Genomic DNA, 23,701 nt, shown 5'->3' with positions numbered 1-23,701 from the left:
CTGACGCAAACGTCAAGCGCATTGGGCGACTAGCGGCCATGTCACCCACGCCAAACCCCGTGTTTTGCAGAGTCGGCCAAGGCCCTTTTTATCCCGATCAGCCAAATGTCAGAATATGGTCGGGAAGCTCCACCATCCATGGCCCGTTGGTCCACAAAATGAAACAACGCACCTTTTTGCCCGGATACATTTGCGCAAGGGCCGCCCGGTAAATCGACATCTGTCGACGGTATGCCTTTGGCGTGCCTTCCACATCACGTGGCGGCGGGCGGTTGGTCTTGTAATCAACGATCATGACATCGTCATCGCGCACGACCAGACGATCAATCTGGGCCGAAACCACATCACCGCCAACAATACCGACCAAGGGCACCTCGGCCCGTGATCCCGGCGCAAAGACCGGGGCAAAATCGGGATTGTTGAAAATGGCGATGGTTTCATCGGCAATTTCGGCCTGCTGATCCGGTTCAAGCGCGTGAACAGGCTGTGCCAGGAAGCGTTCCGCCGCCCCGCGACGCATATCTGCGGGCAGGTCAGGCAACAGTTCCAGAAGCTTGTGGATCAAAATGCCGCGTTTGAAGCTTTGCCCCTGATCCCCGCCCAATGGCGATTGAACGGCCGGTTCTTCTTCGAGCGGCCGACTGGGGGCCAATGGTTTGGGCGGGAAGGATTCTTGTGGTGCGACCGCCCGAATAAGGCTGCGCGCGGCAGTTTGTCGGGTTGCCGTACCGGTTTCAACCCGGTCGGGTTTGGGTTCTTCGGACTGATCGGTTTCCCAAATCCATCCTTCGCCCGACCAGCCGGAACCTGAATAGACACCAAGATCAATCTGGGCCGGTTTGGCATAGCCTTCCATCGCCTGTTGGCAAAGATTGTACCAGCAATGTTCAGGTGCCTTGCGCCGTCCCTGCCAGCCGCAAATGTAAAGCCGGTCTTCGGCACGGGTCAGGGCAACATAAAGCAACCGGTTATATTCCTGATCGCGCTTCACGGCGATGGCATCGCGCAGACGCGACACCACATCGGTTTCCAGTGCGACGCGCGGCAACCAGAACATCAGGTTTTTGTCTTCCTGCCAGAACAGGTTGGGGGCCTGTGTCGGTACTTGCATGGTATCGGGCAAAAACACGATCGGTGCCTGAAGACCCTTGGCCCCGTGCACCGTCATGATGCGAACTTCATCGCGGCCGCTTTGTTCAAGGTCACGCTTGATTTCGGCATCCCCGGCCATCAGCCAGTGCAGGAACCCCTGCAAGGTGGGGGCGTGATCGGCCTCATAACCCATGGCAAGGTTCAGGAATTCGTCAATCGGATCATTGGCCTCGATCCCGAGACGCCCGACCAGACGGGCCCGCACACCGCGCGCATCGCCACCGCGCCCGCCCAACAATTCGGCATATAGTTCAAACGGCCGTTCGTAATCAACCCGGCCCAGCCATTTGAACAAAAACGCATAGGCACGGGCAAAGATCGATCCGTCATCCACCGCCCCGGCCTTTTCACGCAAGGCATGCCAAAGCGTTCTTGGGCGGTTATGGGCAATTTCAAACAACTGGCCATCATTCAAGCCGATCAACGGGCTTTTAAGCACCTCGGCCAGTGTCAGGTCATCTTCGGGCATCAACAGGAACCGCCCAAATGCCACAAGGTCCATCACTGCAAGCTGATCAGTGATCTGCATACGGTCAACACCGGCGACCGGAACATTGCGTTCTTTCAGTGCCTTGACGACCTCGTCAACGAACGCGGTACGACGGCGCACAAGGATCATGAAATCACCGGCGCGCACCGGGCGGCCGCGGGATGTCAGGATTTCCTTTTCATCGATTGCATGGCGAATGCGCCCGGCAATCACCCGTGCCAGACGGATTTCCGGGTCTTCAAGGCGTACAATCCGGGTCGGTGGCGTCCACGGGTCTTCGGGGGCACGTTCCTGTGGCTCGACCGCAGGCCAAAGTTCAATGCGGCCTGCCTGCCCGACGCGAAACGGACTATGGGCGACATTCGCACCATCATCCCCGACCCCTTGCTTGGCCACCGGTCCGGCAAAGACACGGTCCACGGTGCCCAACACCGCATCGGTAGAGCGGAAGGAGATGTTCATCGGCACTTCGCGCCACTCGGCAGCAATTTCATTTGCCCGTTCGCGGAAATAACGGCGCATTTCGGCAAACTTTTCCGGATCGGCACGCTGGAAACTATAAATCGATTGTTTCGCATCCCCAACGGCAAAGATGGTACGCGGCTTATCAGCATGCCGACCGGCATCGATAAAGAATTCCTCGGCCAGGATACGCACCACTTCCCACTGTTCGGGGTTGGTATCCTGCGCCTCGTCAATCAGGACGTGATCAAGACCCTCATCGAGTTTGAACAACACCCACCCGGCAATCCCGGCCTGACGTTGCAAAAGCTGCAAGCTGGTCAGGATCAGATCATCGTAATCAAGCCGCGCATGCAGCGCCTTTTTGGTGGCATAGCGATCAAGCATCGCATTACCGATGGTAATTAGCGCCGATGTCGCCCCGGCCATGGCAGCCGCCTTGCGCTGACGGTCAATTTCGATCAGACGCGCACATTCCTGTTCAAGGGCATCGGCCCCCATCGGGTGGTTTTCCGCCGCCCCCTTGGTGATCAGTTTGGCGCGCGGTTCACCCGCGGTCGTAAAGAACACGCTGCGATAATCATTAAACACCGCCAAGCGGTCTTCGACCGTGGTCTTTTCCAAAAATTGCGCCAGTGCCGGCACACGGGCCTTATCGGTTTTGGTTCCGGCTTCAAGGGCGGCAAGACCGCGCATCAATCCGTCACGGTCAAAGGCATCATCGGATAGCGCCTTGGCAAGAATGGCTTCCTCGTTAACACCGACCGGCACGCCAAGCGCCTTATAGACCGCTTCGCGCATGCGATTGGCCCCACCCAGATTGGCCAGCATCCGTTTAAGACGGCCACGTTCGCGGGCCAGTTCGCCCATGACTTCGCCAAATGCGCCTTCGCGGACCTGTCCGGTGACAACCGAAAGTGCCTTGGCCAGATCTTCGTCGCGCCCCGTACGGGCAAAGGCCAGAACTTCTTCCTGCACATCGGCCATGGTTTCGGCGGCTGTGCGGTCATCCATGATTTCGAAATGCGGGGCAAGGCCCGCTTCAAGCGGGAAACGACGCAGCAGTGACTGGCAGAATGCGTGGATGGTCTGGATTTTCATCCCGCCCGGCGCATCAAGAACACGGGCAAAGAGCTGACGCGCACGGATGGTTTCATCGGCACTGGGCGCCGATCCGGCCAGATTGGCCAGATCATCATGCAATGCGCGGTCTTCCATCGTCGCCCAGCGGCCCAGCCGTTCATTGACACGGTTGGCCATCTCGGCGGCGGCTGCCTTGGTAAAGGTCAAACACAGAATGCGATGGGGTTCGGTGCCCGACAGCATCAACCGCAATACCCGGTCAGACAACACCTTGGTCTTGCCTGCCCCCGCCGATGCCGACACCCACACCGATGCAGTTGGATCGGACGCATTGCGTTGCAGGACATTGGGATCCGTACCGCGCATTTCGGTCATGACTTTTCCCCTTTTCCCGCATCAGGATTTGCAACGATCTTAGCGCTAACATCACCATTTTCCGCACCGTCCGCATGGGCGTCGATATCCTCACTGCCCATCCATTCACGCAGGCGCGACAGATGCACATAATCGGAATATTTCGGCGCGTGATCCGGGTGCGGGACACTCAGATACGGCGTGTCGGGATCAGCGAAGGCTGCGGCCAGACCATTCACACCTTCCACGGCCTCGTGCGCCAGGGCGGCGGGCGTGGTTTTCATGCGGGCGGTATTAATCTCGACAATTTCACCGGCCGGATCACCGCCCGATAGCTTCCAGAATGCCATGCTGGCCGGTGGCCCGGCGGGCACATCGCCAAATCCGCCCTTTTCGGCAATCGCGGCTTCAAGCGGCAATTGTGGAGCAAAGCCGTTGGCAACGTCCCCCTGACTGGGCGGAGCACCGGTCTTATAGTCAATGATCGCAATGCCACCATCACGAAGCTGATCAATACGATCGGCCCGGGCATAGACCTGAAAACCGCTGCTGGTATCGAGGGTTCCGGCCTGTTCGGTATAGGACCGGCGCACCGCATCACGCCTTGTGGCTTCGGTCTGGATGAACCATTTGGCAATGCGTTCAAAGCGCGGCCACCAGAATGCCCAAAGCCCCGGGCGTGCTGCCAGCGGCCGGAAGACTTCGTGCCCGATAATCAGCAATTCCTGTTCGCCGTCGGGTGGCAAATGATCGGGATGGCGGGCAATGAATTGATCAAGGGCATCATGGATCAGATTGCCGTAATCCGCCGCGCCGGGATCTTCATCAACCCCGTCAAGTTTGCGCAAACCCAGAATATGGCGGGCATAGATCGCATAAGGATCGCGCATCCATGTTTCGATCTGGGTTACCGACAAACGTTGCGGACGGGCCGATACCGGTGGTCTTGGGGCCGGACGCCCGATCCTGATCCGCATTTCGTCAGTCGGCTCGTCAAGGGTTTCGGCCAAGGCACGCCAGTCGGCCGCATCGGATTTTTCCATCGAAACACCCGATTTCCGCAGAATGTTTTCAATCCGTAACAACCACCGCGACGGTACTGTCGGCGTGCCTTCGATACGCAATGCGCGGGTCATCACCACATCTGGCGAACAAAACAGTTGCTGAAAATCATGGGCCGATTGCCCGACCCGATGTTCGGGGGCCGGAAGACCGAAATTGCGGCGCATCGGGCGGCTCATCCACGGGTCGGCCCCGGCTTCTGGCGGCCAGACGCCTTCGTTCAGGCCCCCCAGAATGGTCAGATCGGCCTGTTGCATCTGGGCTTCGACCGTACCCCAGATAAACAAACGCGGATGTTTGCCATAGCGCGGGCGCACCGCACGATCAGCCATCAATGCATCGAGAAACGCGCCATAACGATTGCCCGGCATTGGCACAAACTCGCCCAGGGCATTCAGCAATTCATGCACGAAATCGGCCAATGCCTCGCCCGCTTCGCCGCGCCAAAGTCGGTCTGCACCCGATTGGGTATCGCTTGCGGCCAATGCCTCGGCTGCGGTGATATGACAACGCAGGGCATGAACCGGCGACAGGGCCTTTTCCGCATTCAGATCCGACAGACTTTCAAGACAGGCCGCACAACGCGCGACCAGATCAGACAGCCGATCATGATCATCGCGTATCCGTTCAATCCGGGCCGGGGCACTGTCCGATCCGCTTGCCGTCAGGCGTTCGATAGCCTCGTCACGCCAACCATCAAGGGCGGTTTGCAAACCATCCAGTCCGGGGCCCGGACGCGCCCCGCGCAACACTTCCTTTTCCAGAAGTCGGGTCAGAACACGGAATGTTTCCGGCGACAAACCGGCAGCCGACAAGGGATGTTTGAGAAGCTCCAGCAACGGAACCGGTGCGAATTCTTCCTGAACCGCACGCACGACAAGGCGCAGGTAAATGGCAGGCGCCGTGTCATGAAGCGGAATACCCGCCGAATCATCAATTTCAACTTCCCACCGGCGAAGCTCGGTTGCAACACGGCGTGCCAAGCCACGATCGGGGGTCACCAGCGCACAGGTCTTGCCGGGATGTTCAAGGGCCTCGCGCATCATCAATGCGATTGTCGTTGCCTCTTCCCGAGCACCCGAACAGTCAACACGCAACACCCCATCAAGCACATCAGGCGCAAAGCCCGTGATATGCCGCCAGTGATGGGTGGTTTTGGCCGGACGCAGGGCTTCGCGGGCCAGACGACGGCGTTCGATGGTGGCATCCGACTCTTCGCCTAGTGCGGGCCATGGCAGCACACTGTCGGCATGACGTCCGATATGGCGCAATGTCTTGCCCAGCAAATGCTGGGGATGGGTGGCGTCCTCATTGATCGCGGCCCAGTCTTCGTGATTAAGCCCCTTCATCAGACCGGGCAGAACCACGCGCCCCTTGGGCATCCCAAGAACTGCACGCATCAGATCACGCAATGCCGGAAACGGCCCGGTCGACCCAACAATCAAAACCGGGTTTTGTGGCGGATTGGCATCCCAAAGATCAATCTGCGCCTTGATCAGGGCATTGCGGCGCATCGCCCGGTCACTGACATCCTGGGAGGCCAGAATACCCGGCCAATGCAGGGTCAGGATTTGCAGGAATTCAAGCGTCAGTTGCCAATGCTCGGCAAATTCTTCGGGCACCAAGCCTTCAAGATCATCAAAGGCGCAGTTTTCGGTCTGTACCTGATCCAGGAAACGGGCCAGTTCCCCGGCAAGACGGGCGGCCTGATCGGCGGTCGGTTTTTCACCGCGGTGATCGGGCCGGTTCATGATCAACCGGGTCAAAAGCAGTTTTCGTTGCAGGTCCGGAATGGCTGGCGGAAGATCAAGGGCCGCCTGTTCCCCGCCGGCACCATAGATCGCCAGTTCGTCTTCGTCGGCCTCGCCCAGTGGCCGGATGGTCGGAAGCAGGGTGACCGCGCCATTCGATTGGCGCAGAAAAGCATCGCGCATCACCTTGGCCGACCGGCGATTGGGCACCATCAAAACATAATCGGGCAAGGCGACTGGCTGATCAGCGGTTTCTGCGATCAGTTGCCTGGCGATCAGATCGGCAAAAGCTTCGCCCGGCGGGATAAAGAACAGGTTTTGCGCAAGCGCTTCTTCACCGCCAAACGGGTCCGCGCCGCCATCATCGGGATATTCGGGTGCGTCCATGTAATCAAATAGGTCCGCCATTACTTGCCCCCGGCTGCGGCTTGTTTGTCGCGTTCGATTTCAAGCGCCCGGGCAATGACCGGTTCGGAGTCCGAAAGGGCTTCGGGGGTTCCGATATGAAAATGCCCGCCATCATGGACAAGCCCGTAACACCGCCCTTCTGCCAGCGCCTTGTCATAAACGACGTTCAGCGAAAAGGCCCCGTCCGGGGTGTTTTCAAACAGCCGCGGGGACAGGACCTGAACCCCGGTAAAGAAATAAGGCGCGCTTGCCGCGTCGCCGCGACGTTTTAACCGCCCATCAACCTGCCAGAAGAAATCACCGGCGCCATCATAGCCATATCCATCCGCCACCGGATAGATCGCCAAAAGCGCATCCATATGATCAGGATCAAAGGCACTGATCAGGCGATCAAACAAGGCTTCCCGTCCCTCGGTCCAGAAGACATCGGCATTGGCAATCAGGATCGCCTCACGGTCCAGCAACGGCAGGGCCTTTTTCACCCCGCCCCCGGTTTCCAGAAGGTCAACTTCCGGCGAGGTCACGACCATCGGTGCCGCCCGTGCCGCAACATGATCGGCAATCATCTGGCCAAGGTAGTGGCAATTGACCACCGCCTGATCAAACCCGGCCGCTGCCAGCTTATCAAGCACATGATCAAGCATCGGCTTGCCTGCCACCGGCACCAGCGGTTTGGGCATGGTATCGGTGATCGGGCGCATCCGTTTGCCAAGACCGGCGGCCAGTACCATTGCCTGTGCGCGATGATTGTTGCTGGTCATGGATGCGCCTTTCGGGTCGGGGTGGTGGCCAAATTTGTCGCAAGATCGGGTGCCTTACGTGCCGGTTCGGGGATATGGGTTTGGACCCAGTCTGCAAGGGCTGGCAAATGGTCACCCGCCCCGCGCAGGATCAGATCCCAACAGCGCGGGATATAGTCAAAATATCGCGTTTTCCCGGCCTTGACCGCAAGCCAGCCAAACCGACCAAGAATACGGAAATTACGAACCATCGATGTCGCCACATATGACGTTTCGAAATCGGAATGATCAACATTCGGAAAGGCCGCCAGATAAAACTGCTTCATCCGGTTTTCAAGATCAGGGCCGATATCATGGCGCACATCGCGCATAAGCGACGCCAGATCATAGGGGCGCGTGGCAATCGCGGCATCCTGAAAATCAATGATGCCGCAATCATCGCCGCCATCGCCATTTTCGACCAGCATCAGGTTATCGACATGATAATCACGATGAATAATCACTTCACCCGCCTGCCAGCACATCGGCAATACATCATCCAGTAACCGGTCAAATGCGGCAATTGCGTCGGCGCGCCTGGCTTCGTCGTCAATGATCAGTGGCAGATAGTCATTCTTGAAACTGGCCAGCATCTTGCGGAAGTTATCCGGGCCATACTGGACAAGGCCACTGTCTTGCATGCCACCACCATCGCAGAAGCGATGCAGAATGATCAGTTGTTCGACCGCACGAAGATAAAGCCCGTCCTTGCCTGTCCCATCCATCATGGCCCCGGCCTGAAGCGCGCGGGTAAAGGTGATATCGCCAAAATCCTCGATCAGGACAAGACCGCGTTTTTCATCGGACGCCTGGATGTGCGGCACCCGCCAACCGGCACGTTCAAACAGCGGCGTCGTATGCAGAACCGGGGCAACCGATGCCGGGCGTTCGGGATCATCGTAAATGCCATGCGGATCGACATGGATCGCACTGGGCGGGAAATCCATCAAAAGGGCCGTGTCATGACGACGTTCAAGCCGGAAATATTTGCGCGCTGATGCATCATCGACCAGCGGGGAAACCTGTGCATTTTGCCAGCCACACGACACCAGAAAATCCTGGCGTTCGAAATTGCGGCGTTCCTGATCGGGGGTCGCGCGGCTCATACCCCGTCCCCTGCCAGCTGATCAATGCGCTTCACCCAGTCATCCCCGCTTGGTTCAAGGATGAACACCCGCCCATCGGGGGTTGATCCGGGTTCGATATGAATATCAAGACGGTTTTCCGGGGTCAGATATTCCAGCCGGTCGGGCCATTCAATCAGGCTGACGGCATCGGCAAAGGCGTCCTCGATATCGAGTTCGTGGATTTCTTCGGGGTCAGACAGGCGATAGAGATCAAAATGCCAGACCGGCAGACGATCAAGTTCGTAAATCTGAACCAGCGTGAAGGTCGGGCTTGGGACTTCTTCATGCGGATTATCGGCAACGGCCCGGATGAAGGCCCGGCAAAACGCACTTTTGCCCATGCCCAATGTGCCATGCATCAAAATCACATCACCCGGCTTGGCGATGGCGGCAAGGCGCGTGGCAAAGGCTTCGGTCCCGGTTTGATCACTGACAGTGACTGTCTTGCTCATGATATCCGTTCATTGAATGGGATCTGTTTGTTCTGTTGTAGGGTGACTGACCGTCCCTTCGCAATGATTTTACAAAATCCCGATTGCATGCACAGCAAAACAGGCCGCACATGGCAAATTTGCCCGGTTTACGTTGCGATAAATGCCCCCAGATGCTATTTCGCAGCTAACAGTTTTCCCGCAGATCGTCGGGCAAAGGTCGCGACCTGGCCCAAACTTGATTTTAGTTGGATGGAATAAGTATGTCAGACGCATCAAACAGCACAGATATTGCCATTATTGGCGCAGGCCCGGTCGGGCTTTTTGCGGTTTTCGAAGCCGGTATGCTGGGGCTTAAATCCCATGTGATTGATGCGCTTGAAATGGTTGGCGGCCAGTGCAGCGCCCTTTACCCGGAAAAGCCGATTTTCGACATCCCGGCCCATCCGCAGATTGCCGGTCAGGACCTTATTGATCAGCTGGCCAAACAGGCCGAGCCGTTCGAGCCGACCTATCACCTGGGCCAGCAGGTCATCAAACTTGAAAAACGCGACGATGGCCGTTTCACGCTTGAAACCAATACCGGCACGGTGATTGACGCCGGTGCGGTCGTGATTGCCGCTGGTTGCGGTGCCTTTGGCCCGAACAAGCCGCCGATGGATGGCCTTGAAGATTACGAGGGTTCCGGTGGCGTTCAGTATTACGTCAAACGTCGTGCCGATTTCGCCGGCAAGAAGGTTGTGATTGCCGGTGGCGGTGATTCGGCCGTTGACTGGGCATTGTCGCTTCATGATGTCGCCGAAAAGGTGATGGTTGTCCACCGTCGCCCGAAATTCCGCGCCGCGCCCGACAGCAGCGCAAAGCTTCAGGCACTGGCAGAAGCCGGCAAGATCGAAATGGTCATCCCCTATCAGCTTAAGGGCCTTAAGGGTGAAAACGGCAATCTGTCACATGTGGTTGTCGCGACGCTTAAGGGCGAAGAGCGCGAACTGGAAGCCGATCACCTTCTGCCGTTCTTTGGCCTTGCCATGGAACTTGGTCCGATTGCCGACTGGGGCCTTAACCTTGATAAAAGCCATATCGGCGTAACCCAGGGTACGATGCAGACATCGGTTCCGGGCATTTTCGCGATCGGTGATATCGCGACCTATGAACATAAACTGAAACTGATCCTTTCGGGCTTTGCCGAAGGTGCCAGCGCAATCCACGCGGCGCGTTCCTATCTGTTCCCGGACAAGGAATTCCACTTCGAATATTCGACCACCACGGGTGTTCCCAACGAATAATCGAAGCCGGTCCAAAACCACCATTTCAGGAAAGCGCACCATGACCACGCATAATCCAACCCATTCCGGTGGATGTCTGTGTGGCGCGGTGCGCTTTGTTGCTTCTGGTGATCCGATTGGCGGCAATCATTGCCATTGCGACATGTGCCGGAAAGACAGCGGTTCGGGGGTTTCGACCTTTGTCACCTTTGCGACCGGTTCTGTGACGTGGGATGGGAAGCCCACCGATTATGAAAGCTCGCCAGGCAAGTTTCGCGGATTTTGCCCGAAATGCGGATCAAGCATCACCTGGCGGAATGGCGCCAATGACAGCACCATCGACATCCGGCTTGGCAGCTTTGACGACCCGCGCCCGTTCAAGGCCCGCAAACATTTGTGGATGCGTAACGCCCTTGAAAGCTTTGCCGGAATTGATCCCGATATCGAACATATCGACTGATATTCAATTCAAACGGTCGGGATCGTGCCGCAATCGATCGTATATTCCGCACCATGAATGGCCGATGCGCGTTGTGACACCAGAAATGCCACCAGTTCGGCAATTTCATCCGGAACAGCCGGCCGCCCCAGCGAAATACCACCCAAAGCATCAAGAATAGATTGCCTGGCGGCATCTTCGGTCATGTTTCCGCCCTTTGCGATGCGCGATACCATCGCCTTGGCCGCATCGGTATATATCCAGCCCGGGGCGATGCTGTTGACGCGGATGCCTTTGGGACCAACCTCCTTTGACAAGGATTTGCTGTATGTCGTCAAAGCCGCCTTGGCCGCGGCATAAGCCGTGGTTGCGTCATGAAGTGGCAGTTGGCGTTGAATAGATGACGTATGCAAAACAACACCCTGCCCGTTCCTGATCATCGCGGGCAATATGAAGCGATCCAGCCTGACAGCAGAAAGCAGGTTCAGGTTTAATTCCTGCATCCAGATATCATCATCAATGACCGCAAATCCGCCCGACGGCGCGGTTGAGCCCCCAACAACATGAATAAGAATATCCACATGCCCAAAGTGCGATAATGCGGCCTCACCAAACCTTTTGACATCGGCCGGATCGGTCAGGTCGGCCTGTATATATGGCCCGTGTTCCAGATCATCGGGCTTTGACGACCGACCCGCAGTCAAAATGTCGGCACCCGCAGTTTTAAGCCGGTCGTAAATGGCCTTGCCTGCCCCTTGGGTTCCGCCGGTCAGCACAACTGTTTTGCCGGCGAATTCCCGGTCGAAACCCGATTGATGCCTGGTCATGTTCATCGCTTTCATCAACTCGTTAAAACTGTTGGCAGCTGTGACTATGAAATTGAAAGACGGTGAATAAGCCCGTCACAAAGCGTGAAACGGTAATCAAGCATCACTGGACTGCCGGGAAAGTTTCCCGACACCTTGGCGCGCACAATGACGTCGTCTGCATCGTTGGTCAGTTCTTGGGGTTCGGCGTGGAAGTCGTATTTTTGTCGTGCTGCGGCCTGCCAGGCGTTGATTTCCGCATGGCCACGATGTGTGTTGCTTTCGTCATGAACGATAGCGTCATTGGAAAACGCCCGCAGATCAAAGGACCCGTCATGCTTTCCGGAAAAATATCGATCGATCGGTGATGGAAGGATCGGTTTCATGGTCTGGACTCCTGATTGGATGATTGTCAGACCGCGATATTTTGCCTTAACTTACTTTTTGTGAAGTACGCACTTAAAAGTAAGTTAGTGAGCGTAAGGTAGGAAATGGGGAAACAATACACACCCGATAGTGCAGCATCTGATGTCGAGGCCATTCTGCGGATGCTCGAAGGTCGATGGAAACTGGTGATCCTGTTTCACCTGTTCGGTGGCAAGACGCAGCGTTATTCCGACCTTGAACGTCTTATTCCGGCGATTTCACAAAAAATGCTGGCCCAGCAGTTACGACAACTTGAAGCCGACGGCATCATAAAGCGCAAGGTGTACCCGCAAGTCCCGCCCAAGGTGGAATACAGCATGACCGAATGGGGCCAATCATTGTGCCCTGCACTGGATGCACTTTTGAAATGGGCAGAAGCACGCCCGGCTACAACGGAAGCAGAAAGCTGACAGCTTGTCCTTGGCAGAACGGGTCTGCACCGCGGGTCAGAGACCGGGGTCTGTTTTCAGATAGGCTGCCAGAACATCAACAATCATGCCGTGATCTTCGTGCGATGCCAGTCCAGATACCGTAATCGCACCAATGACCCCGACACCGGCAACCCGGATCGGGAAACTGCCGCCATGATCGGCGAAATCGGCAAAATCAATCCCGTGATCGGCCAGCGTCTTGCCCTTGGCCTTAAGAGCCATGCCAAAACGCATTGAACTTTCATGTTCGCGCAAGGTCAGGTTGCTTTTGCGACGCGCCCAGGCGTCATTGGCCGGTTTGGCACCGGGCAAGGATACATGAAACAGTGTGCGGTCAGGGGTTCGGATATCAACCACCACAGGCGCATTCTGGGCACGCGCGACCGCAACCAGATTTGAGCCGATGGCCCATGCCGTATCCTCGTCAAAGCGATCAAAGACCAGCTTTTCTTCCTGACGGGCGAGAAGGTCGAGATCCATGGACGGCTCCTTGGCAACGGTGTTTGATGATCTTGCTTCATCCATAACGCGGCTTTGGCATTGATGGAAACAGCAAAGAAAAAAGGCTGCATCCGCAATTGGATACAGCCTTTGTTTCGATATCGTAATTTCAGCTTATTTATCGTCGCCCATCTTGAGCGCATTGATAAAGGCCGATTGCGGAATTTCGACCTTGCCGAACTGACGCATCTTTTTCTTACCGGCCTTCTGTTTTTCCAGAAGTTTACGTTTACGCGAAACGTCACCGCCGTAACATTTTGCCGTCACGTCCTTACGCAGGGCTGATACGGTTTCACGGGCAATCACCTTGCCGCCGATGGCGGCCTGAATGGCGATGCGGAACATCTGGCGCGGAATAAGGTCCTTGAGACGTTTACAAATCTCGCGGCCACGATATTCAGCAGCCGAACGGTGAACCATCAATGCCAGCGCATCGACCGGTTCTTCGTTCACAAGGATGGAAACCTTGACCAGATCGCTTTCGTCATAGCCGGCGATCTCGTAGTCGAAGCTTGCATAGCCGCGCGAGATCGATTTCAGGCGGTCATAGAAGTCAAACACCACTTCGTTAAGCGGCAGCTTGTAGACCACCATCGCACGGTTACCGACATAGGTCAGGTCAAGCTGCACACCACGGCGTTCGGTACACAGGGTCAGGATGCCGCCAAGATAATCATCGGGCACCATGATCGATGCCTTGATCCACGGTTCTTCAATCGCCTTGATCTTGGTGACGTCCGGGAAATCTGCCGGGTTATGAAGCAGGATTTCTTCGCCCTTGCTCATGGTGATCTTATAGGACACCGACGGGGCGGTCGTGATCAGATCAAGCTCGAATTCACGTTCCAGACGTTCCTGGATGATTTCGAGATGAAGCAGACCCAGGAAGCCACAGCGGAAACCAAGACCAAGTGCGGTCGAGTTTTCCGGTTCGAACTGGAAGGATGCGTCATTGAGATGCAGCTTTTCAAGCGCATCACGCAGCACTTCATATTCGCTGGTATCGACCGGGAAGATGCCACAGAACACAACCGGGATGGACGGTTTGAAACCGGCCAGCGGCTTGGCACAGGGGCGCTTTTCTTCGGTAATGGTGTCACCGACTTCGCATTCTGCCACGGTTTTCATGCCGCAATTGATAAAGCCGACTTCGCCCGGGCCCAGTTCATCAAGGGCAAGCGGTTTTGGCGTAAAGACGCCGACACGTTCGATCTGATGGGTGACCTTGGCGTTCATGAAGCGGACTTTCTGCCCTTTTTTGAGCGTCCCTTCCTTCACACGCACCAGAATCATCACACCAAGATAGGTGTCATACCAGCTGTCCACCAGAAGGACCTCAAGCGGGGCATCCGCATCACCGGTCGGTGCCGGAAGACGATGCACCAGTGCTTCGAGTACATCAGGCACGCCAAGGCCGGTCTTGGCCGAAATCATCACGGCTTCGGATGCATCAATGCCAATGACTTCTTCGATCTGTTCCTTTACGCGGTCGGGTTCGGCAGCCGGAAGATCGACCTTGTTCAATACCGGAACGATTTCGTGATTGTTTTCAATTGCCTGATAAACGTTGGCAAGGGTCTGTGCTTCCACACCCTGGGCGGCATCCACCACCAGAAGCGATCCTTCACACGCCGCAAGCGACCGCGATACTTCATAGGCAAAGTCCACGTGGCCCGGCGTATCCATCAGGTTGAGCGTATATTCCTGCCCATCCTTGGCGGTGTATTTCAAACGCACGGCCTGTGATTTGATCGTGATGCCGCGTTCACGTTCGATATCCATCGAATCGAGAACCTGATCGGCCATTTCACGTTCGGTCAGGCCACCGGTCAACTGGATCAGACGATCGGCCAGGGTCGATTTGCCGTGGTCGATATGCGCAATGATCGAAAAGTTACGAATGTTCTTAAGGTCAGTCATTTTGGCTGCTTCTGGCACTAAAATTGGCTGGCATTTCGCCGCGTGGCACATGTGTTTCGATTTGGTGTGATCCCCCCGAACCGGGCGGTTACGATTCACACAATCAACAAGCTTTCCCATTGCGATCCATCCCGGTCTGCACGCCTGTGTGGCGGCGACTCAAAGGTAGGATCACATCCGGTTACCGGACTGGCATAAACAGGAAAACCCGCCTTGCGTGATCGTCGTATCCGTCAGAAAACCGCATTTTCAATTTTCCGGATCAATCACCAGCGGGTTTATAGGGGTTTTTGCCCGCAATTAGAAGCGTTGTGTTGTGTTTGCGGCCCAACGAATTCACATGCCAGACACGCACCCCATATCAACAGAACACCGCGACCAGGTGCCAAAGCATCGCCCGATCACGCAAACAGGCACAGTTGAAGGCTTTTTCTTTTGCAGTACCTATGAATTCATCTGTTTGTCATCTTTTCAACCGCATGAAAAGAACATAGGTTTTAAAGAGTAAAAACAACAACCTTCCTGACAGGGACAGCCGGGGATACGCGAAGAACATGTTCATGACGTCGATCGAGCCGTCCCTGTCACGGCGCAGCCTGGTGAAATTGCGCAAAAGGCTGGCGGCCCTGACCCTTACGGGTGTGTTTGTCTTGCTGTTTTCGTTCTTCTTTATTCAGAAGACGCTTTATGACAGTGCGGTTGAACATGCCAGTGCCCAGCTTGAAGCAACGGCCTACCGGCTGGGCTCGATGTTGTTGCAACATGACGATGTCGATCTGCAACAGATCGTGAATGACAATTCCACCATCACCGTCGGGGTTCTTGATCAGGACCTTAATCAGATCAAGGGGTTTATCCCGCCGCATCTGATCGGTGATCTGGCTGACTATATCAGCCATCAGAATAATGATCGTGATTCGCTGATTTGCGTGCACGGTCAGCAGGTCATGGTTCTGGCATACAGCAAATTGCCCGAACTTGACCGCATTGTGGTGGCCTATACGCCGCGCAGCATCCTGATGGAAAGCTGGCGCGAAGCCATCATCCTGCATGCCCTGATGTTTGTCATGGCGCTGGTTATCATGTGCGGATTGTCGATCTGGCTTTGGCAGCGCCTTAAACGCCAGCATCTGCGGGCGATCAACCTGACGGAGCATTTCAGCGAAACGGAAAACACGCTTTCGGAATGCGGATGTGCTGTCATCAGCTGGCCGGTCGAAAGCAATGATGGCAGGCTTTCCACGCAATTGAACTGGCCGGAAATCCTTGGCCCCACCGACGAAACAGTTGGGCCGTTCATGACCGATTTCCTTGATCGGCTGTCGCCGGCATCAAGGGCCAAATTGCAGGGCCCCCTTATTCAGAACAAATGGCCCGACGAGCGGATTGGCGCGATGGTCGATCTGCGGGTTTCGGGGAGCCAGTTGCAGCGTTTCTATCTGATGGCGCAACGCGTTCAGGAAGATGATCACGAAACCATTTCGGTTTTGCTGCTTGAAACGGCAAGCCATCAGGAACTTTGCCATCCGTTTGAAACCTATTTGCGCCACACGCCCGAACCATCCATCGCAATTGATCAGGACGGGATTTTACGCGGCTTTAGTCCGGCACTCGAAGAGCTTGTCGGGTTGCAATTGCATGAAGTGATCGGCAAACATTTCTTCAAGATCTTTGAGCCGGATGATCAGCAATCTGCCATGACCGCGTTTCGTGACCGCGGCCCGGCACATATGATCGGGGACGGCAATTCCATACTGCGCGTGCGTGACCATCACAACCAGGTGCGCTGGCTGGCCTGGCGCGGTACGCGGCCGATCGACGGCATGATCTTTGCCAGTGCGCGCGACGTGACCGAGTTTGTCGAAAACGCCAACAAGTTGCGTGATACCCTTGATCAGCTCAAGCGCAGTAACGAAGATCTTGAACAGTTTGCCTATGTTGCATCCCATGACCTGCAGCAGCCATTGCGCATGGTGGCAAGCTATACCCAGTTGCTTAAACGTCGTTATGGCGGAACCCTTGATCAGGAAGCCGACGAATATATCGATTATGCCGTTGATGGCGCCAAACGGATGCACAAGCTGATCAGTCATCTGCTTGAATATGCCAAAACCGGCACCAGCGAAGATTTCACCGAAATCGACTGCAATCTTGTTCTGAACGAAGCACAGGCCGATTTGAAAGCCGTGATCAGTCAGGAACATGCCACCATTACCCATGACGATTTGCCGATCATCAAGGGCGACAGGATCGCATTGTCGCGTCTGTTCCAGAATTTGCTGTCGAACGCCATCAAATACCGCCGTCAGGGCGTGCCGCCGCATATCGAAATCACCGTCGAACCGGACCCGGTCATGGGTGATTTCTGGCGGTTTTCGATCCGCGATAACGGGATTGGCATTCATCCCGAACATGCACAACGCATCTTCCGGCTGTTCCAGCGCCTTCACAAGGATGAATTTTCCGGCACGGGACTTGGTTTGTCATTATGCCGGAAAATCGTGGAACAGCATGGCGGTCGTATCTGGCTTGATACCAGCCGTCCGGTCAGCGACCCGGGCACGACCATCATCTTTACATTACGGGTCAACCGGCCGGACTGATCGGGAAATTGCCCCGCCGGGGCATCCCGAAGGCTCCAGAAATACGTCGCATCGCCAGAACGTCACACCGGATGGCAAGCATATTGCTTTGATAACGGGGTATCGGGGCTGCCGGGAAAAAGCTGCCCTGTTGTGGCAATGGAGTGACGCATGTTCAGATTTTCGGCCCTGTCCCGCCCCCGTCTTGGCATCCTGTTTGTGATGCTCGGTACATTGACCATAAGCGCCTGTGGCTCGGACATGCGCACCATGAATAACAGCCACATGCAAAAACTGGCCTATTTCTTTGCCGAACATGAACCGGGTGAACCGTTGCCCCGCGGCTGGAGACGACTGGACGGCCGGGAAATCAATTACCGTTTCGCAAACGAAACATATGCCATCTACTCAATTGATGAAGATGAACAGCTTTTGGTCATGCATCTTTATGACAATGGCGAAGGCCGCCTTGAAGCCGACGATGATCGCGAACGGTGCGCCTGGAACACCATGATGGATCAGTTGACGATCGAATGCGACGACACCGATATGGAATGGCATGTCTATACCAACGGTCCCGATTTGATTGCGCTTGATCTGGACGAGGAAGAATATGCCATCCTGCGCAAACGGCCGGGTCGGTAAATATTGTCCGGTCGGCGTTTATCACACTGTCGGAATTTCCAAAAGAAAACGGGCCGCGCATTGGAAAATGCGCGGCCCGTTTTGATTTTACATGGTCTGCGGCACTTAAGCGCGCAGCGATCCACCAGTTGCCTTTTGAACGGCTTCGACAACCTTTTTGCTGACCGCTTCAATTTCTTCTTCGGTCAGGGTTGCCTTGGTCGGCTGCAAGGTGATCGAGAAGGCAAGTGACTTCTTGCCGTCTTCAATGCCCTTGCCTGCATAAAGGTCAAAGATCGTCACATCCGTGATCAAAGCTCGGTCGGCACTGCGTGCGGCCTTGACGATGGCTTCGGCTTTAACGTCGTCATCAAGCAGGAAGGCAAAGTCACGCTCTACCGACTGGAAGCTCGATGCGTTCAGTGCCGGGCGAGCGGTGCCTTTTTTCTTGGGCATCGGAATGTTTTCAACAAACAGCTCAAACGCCACGACGCGGCCTTTGACACCAAGCGCTTTGAGCACTTTGGGGTGCAGTTCGCCGAAATAACCAAGCACGTTTTTCGGCCCCAACTGCAAGGCAGCCGATCGACCCGGATGATACCATGCCGGTGCGCCCTCGGTATTTACCTGAAGGTTGGCCGCATTGGTACCAAGTGCGTCAACAAGTGCTTCGACATCGGCTTTGACATCAAAGACATCGACATCACGACGCGAACCGGTCCAGCTGCGCGGGGTTGTTGAACCGGCACGAAGACCCGCTGCGACCAGACGCTGATCACCGGGCTGATCGCCAAAGAATTCCGGACCAACTTCAAACAGCGACAGATCGGCAAAGCCGCGCGCCTGGTTGCGTCCCGCGGCGGCGATCATGTTGATCAATGCGTTCGGACGCATGACATCCAAATCGGAGCTGATCGGGTTTGCCAGATACAGACCTTCTTTGAGTTCGCCAAACAGCTTTGCCCAGCGCGAGTCGGTAAAGGACCAGGTCACGGTTTCATAAAGACCACGCGATGCCAGAACACGACGGGTCAGACCGACACGCTTTTGCATCGGCGACAGGGCCGGAACCGGAAGGCTGGTTTCACGTTCCAGCGCAACAGTCGGGATCTTGTCATAGCCGACGATACGCAGGACTTCCTCGACCAGATCGGCTTCACCAATGATGTCAGGACGCCAGGTCGGTGCAACCGCGGTAATAACCGGGGCCGATCCGCTGACGTCAAAGCCAAGTGCGGTCAGGATTTCAATTGCACGGTCGGCCTCAACAGCAACACCGCCAAGTTCAAGAATCCGGTCAATGCGCAGATCAAAGGCATTGCGCGGATTGGGAACTTCGCCCGCCTTAACAACGTGGGAAACTTCACCACCACAGATTTCGGTGATCAGGTGGGTGGCCACTTCCATACCCCAACCGATCGACTGCGGATCAACGCCGCGCTCGAACCGATAGCGGGCATCAGAATTGATCTGAAGCTTACGGCCGGTCTTGGCGATGCTGATCGGATCAAACAGCGCGCATTCGACAAACACATTGACGGTTTCATCAAGGCAGCCGGTTTCTTCACCACCGATGATGCCACCGATGCCCAGTGCCTTTGCCTGATCGGCAATGACAACCATGGAGTCTGAAAGCTCGTATTCCTTGTTATCAAGGGCAGCAATCTTTTCGCCATTGGTCGCATAGCGGACATTGATATTGCCCGACAGTTTGTCGGCATCAAAGACGTGCAACGGACGGCCAAGATCGTGGGTCACAAGGTTGGTGATGTCGACCAGTGCCGAAATCGGGCGCAGACCGATGGCTTCAAGACGGGCTTTGAGCCAGTCCGGGCTTTCACCATTTTTCACGCCACGGATATAACGCCCATAAAATGCCGGGACCGCGTTGTTTGCTGCGATCTCGCCAGAAATGGTCACGCCAATCGGGCTATCAAACGAACCGGCAACCGCCTCCTGACGCGGATCCGCCTTAAGGGTGCCGATACCGGCAGCCGCCAGATCACGGGCAATACCACGCACACCCGTACAATCGGGGCGGTTCGGGGTCAGACCGATTTCAATGATCGGATCATCCGCACCCAGAACAGCCGCAACCGGTGCACCGATTTCAGCATCTTCGGGAAGTTCGATGATACCGTCATGATCTTCGCCCAGGCACAGCTCGCGGGTGGAGCACATCATGCCCTGGCTTTCGACACCACGGATTTTGCCCGGTTTCAGCTTGGAACCGTCGATCGGAATAATCGCGCCCGGCTGTGCCAATGCAACCTTGAGGCCCGTTCGGGCATTCGGCGCACCACAGACGACCTGGATCATCTTGTCACCGGTATTGACCCGGCACAGTTTCAGTCGGTCGGCATCTGGATGCTGACCTGCTTCTTCGATATAGGCGACACGGATGTCAGCAAGGGCTGCTGCGCGGTCGGTGACGCTTTCAATTTCCAGACCGATATCGGTCAGTTTTTCGGCAACCACCTCGATCGATGCATCGGTATCAAGGTGCTGTTTCAGCCAATTCAGTGTGAATTTCATAATCTCAGCCCCTTACCATGTTCGGTACATCCAGCGGCAAGAAACCATAATGTTTCAGCCAGCGCAGATCGGTATCGAAGAAGGTGCGAAGATCGGGAATGCCGTATTTCAGCATGGCGATACGTTCGATCCCCATGCCAAAGGCAAAGCCCTGATATTCATTCGGGTCAAGGCCACAAGCTGCGAGAACACGCGGGTGAACCATGCCGCAGCCGAGAATTTCCAGCCAGTCATCGCCTTCACCGATTTTCAGCTCGCCGCCTTTGCGCGAACAACCGATATCCATTTCGGCACTCGGCTCGGTGAACGGGAAGAAGCTTGGACGGTAACGGACCGGCACATCATCAAGTTCGAAATAGGTTTTGACGAACTCAAGCAGGCAGCCCTTCAGATGACCCATATGGGTTTTCTTGTCGATGACCAGACCTTCGACCTGATGGAACATCGGCGTATGGGTCATATCGCTATCGGAACGATAGGTGCGACCCGGCGCAATGATACGGATCGGCGGGGTTTTGCTCTGCATGGTTCTGATCTGAACCGGGGATGTATGGGTCCGCAGCACAAGGCGCGATCCATCTTCCTGTTCAGGCAGATAGAAGGTGTCCTGCATTTCACGCGCCGGATGTTCCGGCGGAATGTTCAATGCGGTAAAGTTATGGAAGTCGTCTTCGACGTCCGGCCCCTCGGCCAGGGCAAAGCCCATCTCGCCAAAGATCGAGACAATTTCATCAATCGTCTGGCTGATCGGGTGAATGCGGCCTGCGGTTTCATCCGGGCGTGACGACAGGGTGACGTCGATCCGTTCGCCGGCAAGACGCGCCTCAAGGGCTGCATCTTCGAGGGCGGTTTTGCGGGTGTCGATTGCGCCTGCTACCTGGTCTTTGACAAGGTTCAGCGTCTGACCAAATTCACGACGCTGATCCGGGTCCATCTTGCCAAGGTTTTTCATAAGGCCGGTAATGCGGCCTTTCTTGCCAAGGGCGCTGATGCGGACTTCTTCAAGGGCAGCAAGATCAACTGCCTTTTCGACTTCCGCCAGAACCTCTTCGCGCAATGCTTCGATGTTTTCCATAACTTCCGACGCTTTGGCTTGGGTTTAAAAAAGTACATAAAGAAAAAGAAAGGGGACGGCCAATATGGCCGCCCCCGATCAAATCAGGCAAGTGCCGATTAAACCTTTTGACAAAGGTTTATTAGCCGAGTGCAGCCTGCGCCTGGGTGACCAGAGCTTTGAAAGCTTCCGGTTCACGCACTGCGATGTCGGCGAGCACCTTGCGGTCCAGTTCAACACCAGCCTTCTTCAGGCCGTTCATGAACTGCGAGTAGCTCAGGCCGTTCTCACGTGCGCCAGCGTTGATACGCTGGATCCAGAGCGAACGGAACTGGCGTTTCTTAACGCGACGATCGCGGTATGCATACTGCAGACCTTTTTCCACAGCCTGAACGGCGGTGCGGAAAGTATTGTTGCGGCGACCGCGGTAACCCTTGGCAGCCTTAATAACCTTGCGGTGACGAGCGTGTGAAGACACGCCCCCTTTTACACGAGCCATTTAACTCTCCTTCAACCTTAACCGTACGGCAGGAATTTTTTGACGATGCGGGCATCTGCGTCACAGAGGATCTCCGTGCCACGAGCCTGGCGCTTCATCTTGGTCGGTTTTGCAGTCAGAAGGTGGCGCTTGTTTGCCACGTTGTGACGAACCTTCCCGCTTGCAGTCAGGCGAAAGCGTTTTTTCGCACTCGATTTGGTCTTCATCTTGGGCATTTTTCTATCCTTGCATAAGCAATGAAAACGAAATCCCCTTCGGCGGCTGGGCATGCCCTGAAGGACCATTACAGACCTTCCAGCCTCACCACCTGTTTTGGGGACGGGTGGTTATAGACTCCGGGATTGCCTTTTTCAAGGGCCAATTCGCCCCTTTCCCCTTGCTTTTTGCGGCTCTGACCCGTCATTGTGCGCAGGCTTGTTTGTTCATCCACTCAGCAAGCGTCCTGATTTCAGCTATCTGACTGATCATATGTCACAAATCACGTCTATCATTTTGCCGTTCTTTGCCCTGATCGGTCTGGGCTGGATTGGCGGCAAGTTCAAAATTGTCACGCCTGAAGGCATGCGCGGCATTAACGGGTTTGTCTTTTATTTTGCCCTGCCTGCCCTTTTGTTCCGCGCGCTTGCAACCCGCACGCCGACAGAAATCTGGCAACCAGACATTCTGCTGGCTTATGGCGGGGGGACACTTGTGGTTTATGGGCTGATCCGTCTGATGGCGGCCAAAATCTTTGATCTCGATCCGACCAGCCAAACCCTGTTTGCCTTTGCCGGCACGATGTCCAATGTCGGCTTTATGGGATTGCCGCTTATTATCGGGTTATTGGGCCCCCAGGCCACGGTTCCGCTGATCGTCGCCCTGGCCTTTGATTTGATCGTGATGTTGTCGCTATCCCTTTTGCTACTGGAAGGGGCCAAGCATGCCAATGGCAGAAAATCGGTTGGCAAAATCATTCGCGGGACGCTGACCAACCCGGTTGTCCTGGCGATCATGGCTGGCGTGTTTGCCAGCCTGATGGACCTTCGCTGGCCCGATGGTGTTGACTATCTGCTTGAATTGCTTGGGCGAAGTGCAGGGCCCGCTGCCCTGTTTGCAATTGGCGTTGCCCTTGTCGGTCGGCCGATTGCCGAAAAACGTGCCGAGCTTGCGGCCATGTCGATCGCCAAACTGGTGATCCATCCACTGATCGTTTTTGTCGGCTTTTATCTGGTGGGGACCGTTAGTGCACTTGAAGCAAAGGCTGTATTTCTGCTGGCCGCATTGCCGACTGCGGGCAATGTCTTTGTCGTGGCGACGACCTATGACCGATATATCGTCCGCAGCTCATCGATTGTGCTGGTAACGACAGCATTGGGCGTGATTACGTTTTCGATCTTTTCGTTTTACATCGATCCGATCTTTGGCGTGCTTGAGCACATAGCACCCTAGCCCCGCCCGACATAAACGGGGCAACATCACGTGCATTGCGATCTGATTTCGCGAAACGGACTTTAACAGGAAAATTTGCAGTCTGATCCCGG

19 protein-coding genes are annotated in these 23,701 nt (G+C 55.7%); 6 read left to right on the top strand and 13 right to left on the bottom strand.

Annotated features, from left to right (window positions below):
* Nucleotides 1-97: 97 nt before the first annotated feature.
* From addA to tsaE, 5 genes are read right to left on the bottom strand one after another with little or no spacing between them, the layout of a single operon-like run.
* On the bottom strand, nt 98-3,562 hold the full coding sequence (gene addA / locus WA429_RS01375) for a double-strand break repair helicase AddA (protein WP_287464465.1): 3,465 nt from the start codon (nt 3,560-3,562) through the stop codon (nt 98-100).
* Nucleotides 3,559-6,762: a double-strand break repair protein AddB gene (gene addB, locus WA429_RS01370; RefSeq protein ID WP_287464466.1), complete on the bottom strand. Its 3,204-nt coding sequence runs from the start codon at nt 6,760-6,762 to the stop codon at nt 3,559-3,561. Before addB ends, addA begins: the two co-directional genes overlap by 4 nt.
* Nucleotides 6,762-7,523 carry a nucleotidyltransferase family protein gene (locus WA429_RS01365; protein ID WP_101246501.1) on the bottom strand — a complete coding sequence of 254 codons (762 nt, stop codon included), beginning with the start codon at nt 7,521-7,523 and terminating at the stop codon, nt 6,762-6,764. The genes addB and WA429_RS01365 overlap by 1 nt, the downstream gene beginning before the upstream one ends.
* Nucleotides 7,520-8,647, bottom strand: a complete 1,128-nt coding sequence (locus tag WA429_RS01360) for an aminoglycoside phosphotransferase family protein (protein ID WP_101246502.1) — start codon at nt 8,645-8,647, stop codon at nt 7,520-7,522. Before WA429_RS01360 ends, WA429_RS01365 begins: the two co-directional genes overlap by 4 nt.
* A complete protein-coding gene (gene tsaE / locus WA429_RS01355) occupies nt 8,644-9,120 on the bottom strand; it encodes a tRNA (adenosine(37)-N6)-threonylcarbamoyltransferase complex ATPase subunit type 1 TsaE (protein ID WP_101246503.1) in 477 nt (158 codons plus the stop codon). Before tsaE ends, WA429_RS01360 begins: the two co-directional genes overlap by 4 nt.
* A gap of 242 nt (nt 9,121-9,362) precedes the next feature.
* On the opposite strand from tsaE, the gene WA429_RS01350 reads away from it, so the two are divergent.
* Both WA429_RS01350 and WA429_RS01345 read left to right on the top strand, forming a co-directional pair.
* Complete coding sequence (locus WA429_RS01350; protein WP_170310180.1) at nt 9,363-10,385, top strand: NAD(P)/FAD-dependent oxidoreductase; 1,023 nt, start codon at nt 9,363-9,365, stop codon at nt 10,383-10,385.
* Nucleotides 10,386-10,425: 40 nt separating this feature from the next.
* On the top strand, nt 10,426-10,824 hold the full coding sequence (locus WA429_RS01345; RefSeq protein ID WP_287464467.1) for a GFA family protein: 399 nt from the start codon (nt 10,426-10,428) through the stop codon (nt 10,822-10,824).
* Nucleotides 10,825-10,832: 8 nt separating this feature from the next.
* Here the strand turns inward: WA429_RS01345 and WA429_RS01340 are convergent, their stop codons facing one another.
* Both WA429_RS01340 and WA429_RS01335 read right to left on the bottom strand, forming a co-directional pair.
* On the bottom strand, nt 10,833-11,630 hold the full coding sequence (locus tag WA429_RS01340; RefSeq protein WP_287464468.1) for an SDR family oxidoreductase: 798 nt from the start codon (nt 11,628-11,630) through the stop codon (nt 10,833-10,835).
* Nucleotides 11,631-11,674: 44 nt separating this feature from the next.
* Nucleotides 11,675-11,995: a nuclear transport factor 2 family protein gene (locus tag WA429_RS01335; protein WP_287464469.1), complete on the bottom strand. Its 321-nt coding sequence runs from the start codon at nt 11,993-11,995 to the stop codon at nt 11,675-11,677.
* Nucleotides 11,996-12,100: 105 nt separating this feature from the next.
* Between WA429_RS01335 and WA429_RS01330 the strand changes: the two genes are divergently transcribed.
* Nucleotides 12,101-12,445 carry a winged helix-turn-helix transcriptional regulator gene (locus WA429_RS01330; protein ID WP_287464470.1) on the top strand — a complete coding sequence of 115 codons (345 nt, stop codon included), beginning with the start codon at nt 12,101-12,103 and terminating at the stop codon, nt 12,443-12,445.
* 36 nt (nt 12,446-12,481) lie between these two features.
* Here the strand turns inward: WA429_RS01330 and WA429_RS01325 are convergent, their stop codons facing one another.
* Both WA429_RS01325 and lepA read right to left on the bottom strand, forming a co-directional pair.
* Nucleotides 12,482-12,946, bottom strand: coding sequence for a heme-degrading domain-containing protein (locus WA429_RS01325; protein WP_287464471.1), 465 nt, complete (start codon nt 12,944-12,946; stop codon nt 12,482-12,484).
* A 135-nt stretch (nt 12,947-13,081) separates the two neighbouring features.
* A complete protein-coding gene (gene lepA / locus WA429_RS01320; RefSeq protein ID WP_114112000.1) occupies nt 13,082-14,887 on the bottom strand; it encodes a translation elongation factor 4 in 1,806 nt (601 codons plus the stop codon).
* A 560-nt stretch (nt 14,888-15,447) separates the two neighbouring features.
* Between lepA and WA429_RS01315 the strand changes: the two genes are divergently transcribed.
* Together WA429_RS01315 and WA429_RS01310 are read left to right on the top strand one after the other, a co-directional pair.
* The gene (locus WA429_RS01315; protein WP_228194758.1) at nt 15,448-17,490 is read left to right on the top strand and encodes a sensor histidine kinase; all 2,043 of its coding nucleotides are present in this window, start codon (nt 15,448-15,450) and stop codon (nt 17,488-17,490) included.
* 150 nt (nt 17,491-17,640) lie between these two features.
* Nucleotides 17,641-18,114 carry a hypothetical protein gene (locus WA429_RS01310; protein WP_228194759.1) on the top strand — a complete coding sequence of 158 codons (474 nt, stop codon included), beginning with the start codon at nt 17,641-17,643 and terminating at the stop codon, nt 18,112-18,114.
* Between the two features lie 105 nt (nt 18,115-18,219).
* On the opposite strand, the gene pheT is transcribed toward WA429_RS01310, so the two are convergent.
* The 4 genes from pheT to rpmI all read right to left on the bottom strand — a co-directional run bounded on the left by pheT (nt 18,220) and on the right by rpmI (nt 22,396).
* Complete coding sequence (gene pheT, locus WA429_RS01305) at nt 18,220-20,628, bottom strand: phenylalanine--tRNA ligase subunit beta (protein WP_287464472.1); 2,409 nt, start codon at nt 20,626-20,628, stop codon at nt 18,220-18,222.
* Nucleotides 20,629-20,632: 4 nt separating this feature from the next.
* The gene (gene pheS, locus WA429_RS01300) at nt 20,633-21,703 is read right to left on the bottom strand and encodes a phenylalanine--tRNA ligase subunit alpha (RefSeq protein WP_287464473.1); all 1,071 of its coding nucleotides are present in this window, start codon (nt 21,701-21,703) and stop codon (nt 20,633-20,635) included.
* A gap of 121 nt (nt 21,704-21,824) precedes the next feature.
* Complete coding sequence (rplT, locus tag WA429_RS01295) at nt 21,825-22,181, bottom strand: 50S ribosomal protein L20 (protein ID WP_101246511.1); 357 nt, start codon at nt 22,179-22,181, stop codon at nt 21,825-21,827.
* A 17-nt stretch (nt 22,182-22,198) separates the two neighbouring features.
* Complete coding sequence (gene rpmI, locus WA429_RS01290) at nt 22,199-22,396, bottom strand: 50S ribosomal protein L35 (RefSeq protein ID WP_044829755.1); 198 nt, start codon at nt 22,394-22,396, stop codon at nt 22,199-22,201.
* 253 nt (nt 22,397-22,649) lie between these two features.
* Here rpmI and WA429_RS01285 point away from each other — a divergent pair, with 253 nt between their 5' ends.
* Nucleotides 22,650-23,609 carry an AEC family transporter gene (locus WA429_RS01285; protein ID WP_287464474.1) on the top strand — a complete coding sequence of 320 codons (960 nt, stop codon included), beginning with the start codon at nt 22,650-22,652 and terminating at the stop codon, nt 23,607-23,609.
* Nucleotides 23,610-23,701 lie beyond the last annotated feature (92 nt).

The organism is Thalassospira sp. CH_XMU1420-2 (assembly GCF_037029325.1).
Classification (GTDB): domain Bacteria; phylum Pseudomonadota; class Alphaproteobacteria; order Rhodospirillales; family Thalassospiraceae; genus Thalassospira; species Thalassospira povalilytica.
This window is presented reverse-complemented; position numbering and strand designations above follow the sequence as displayed.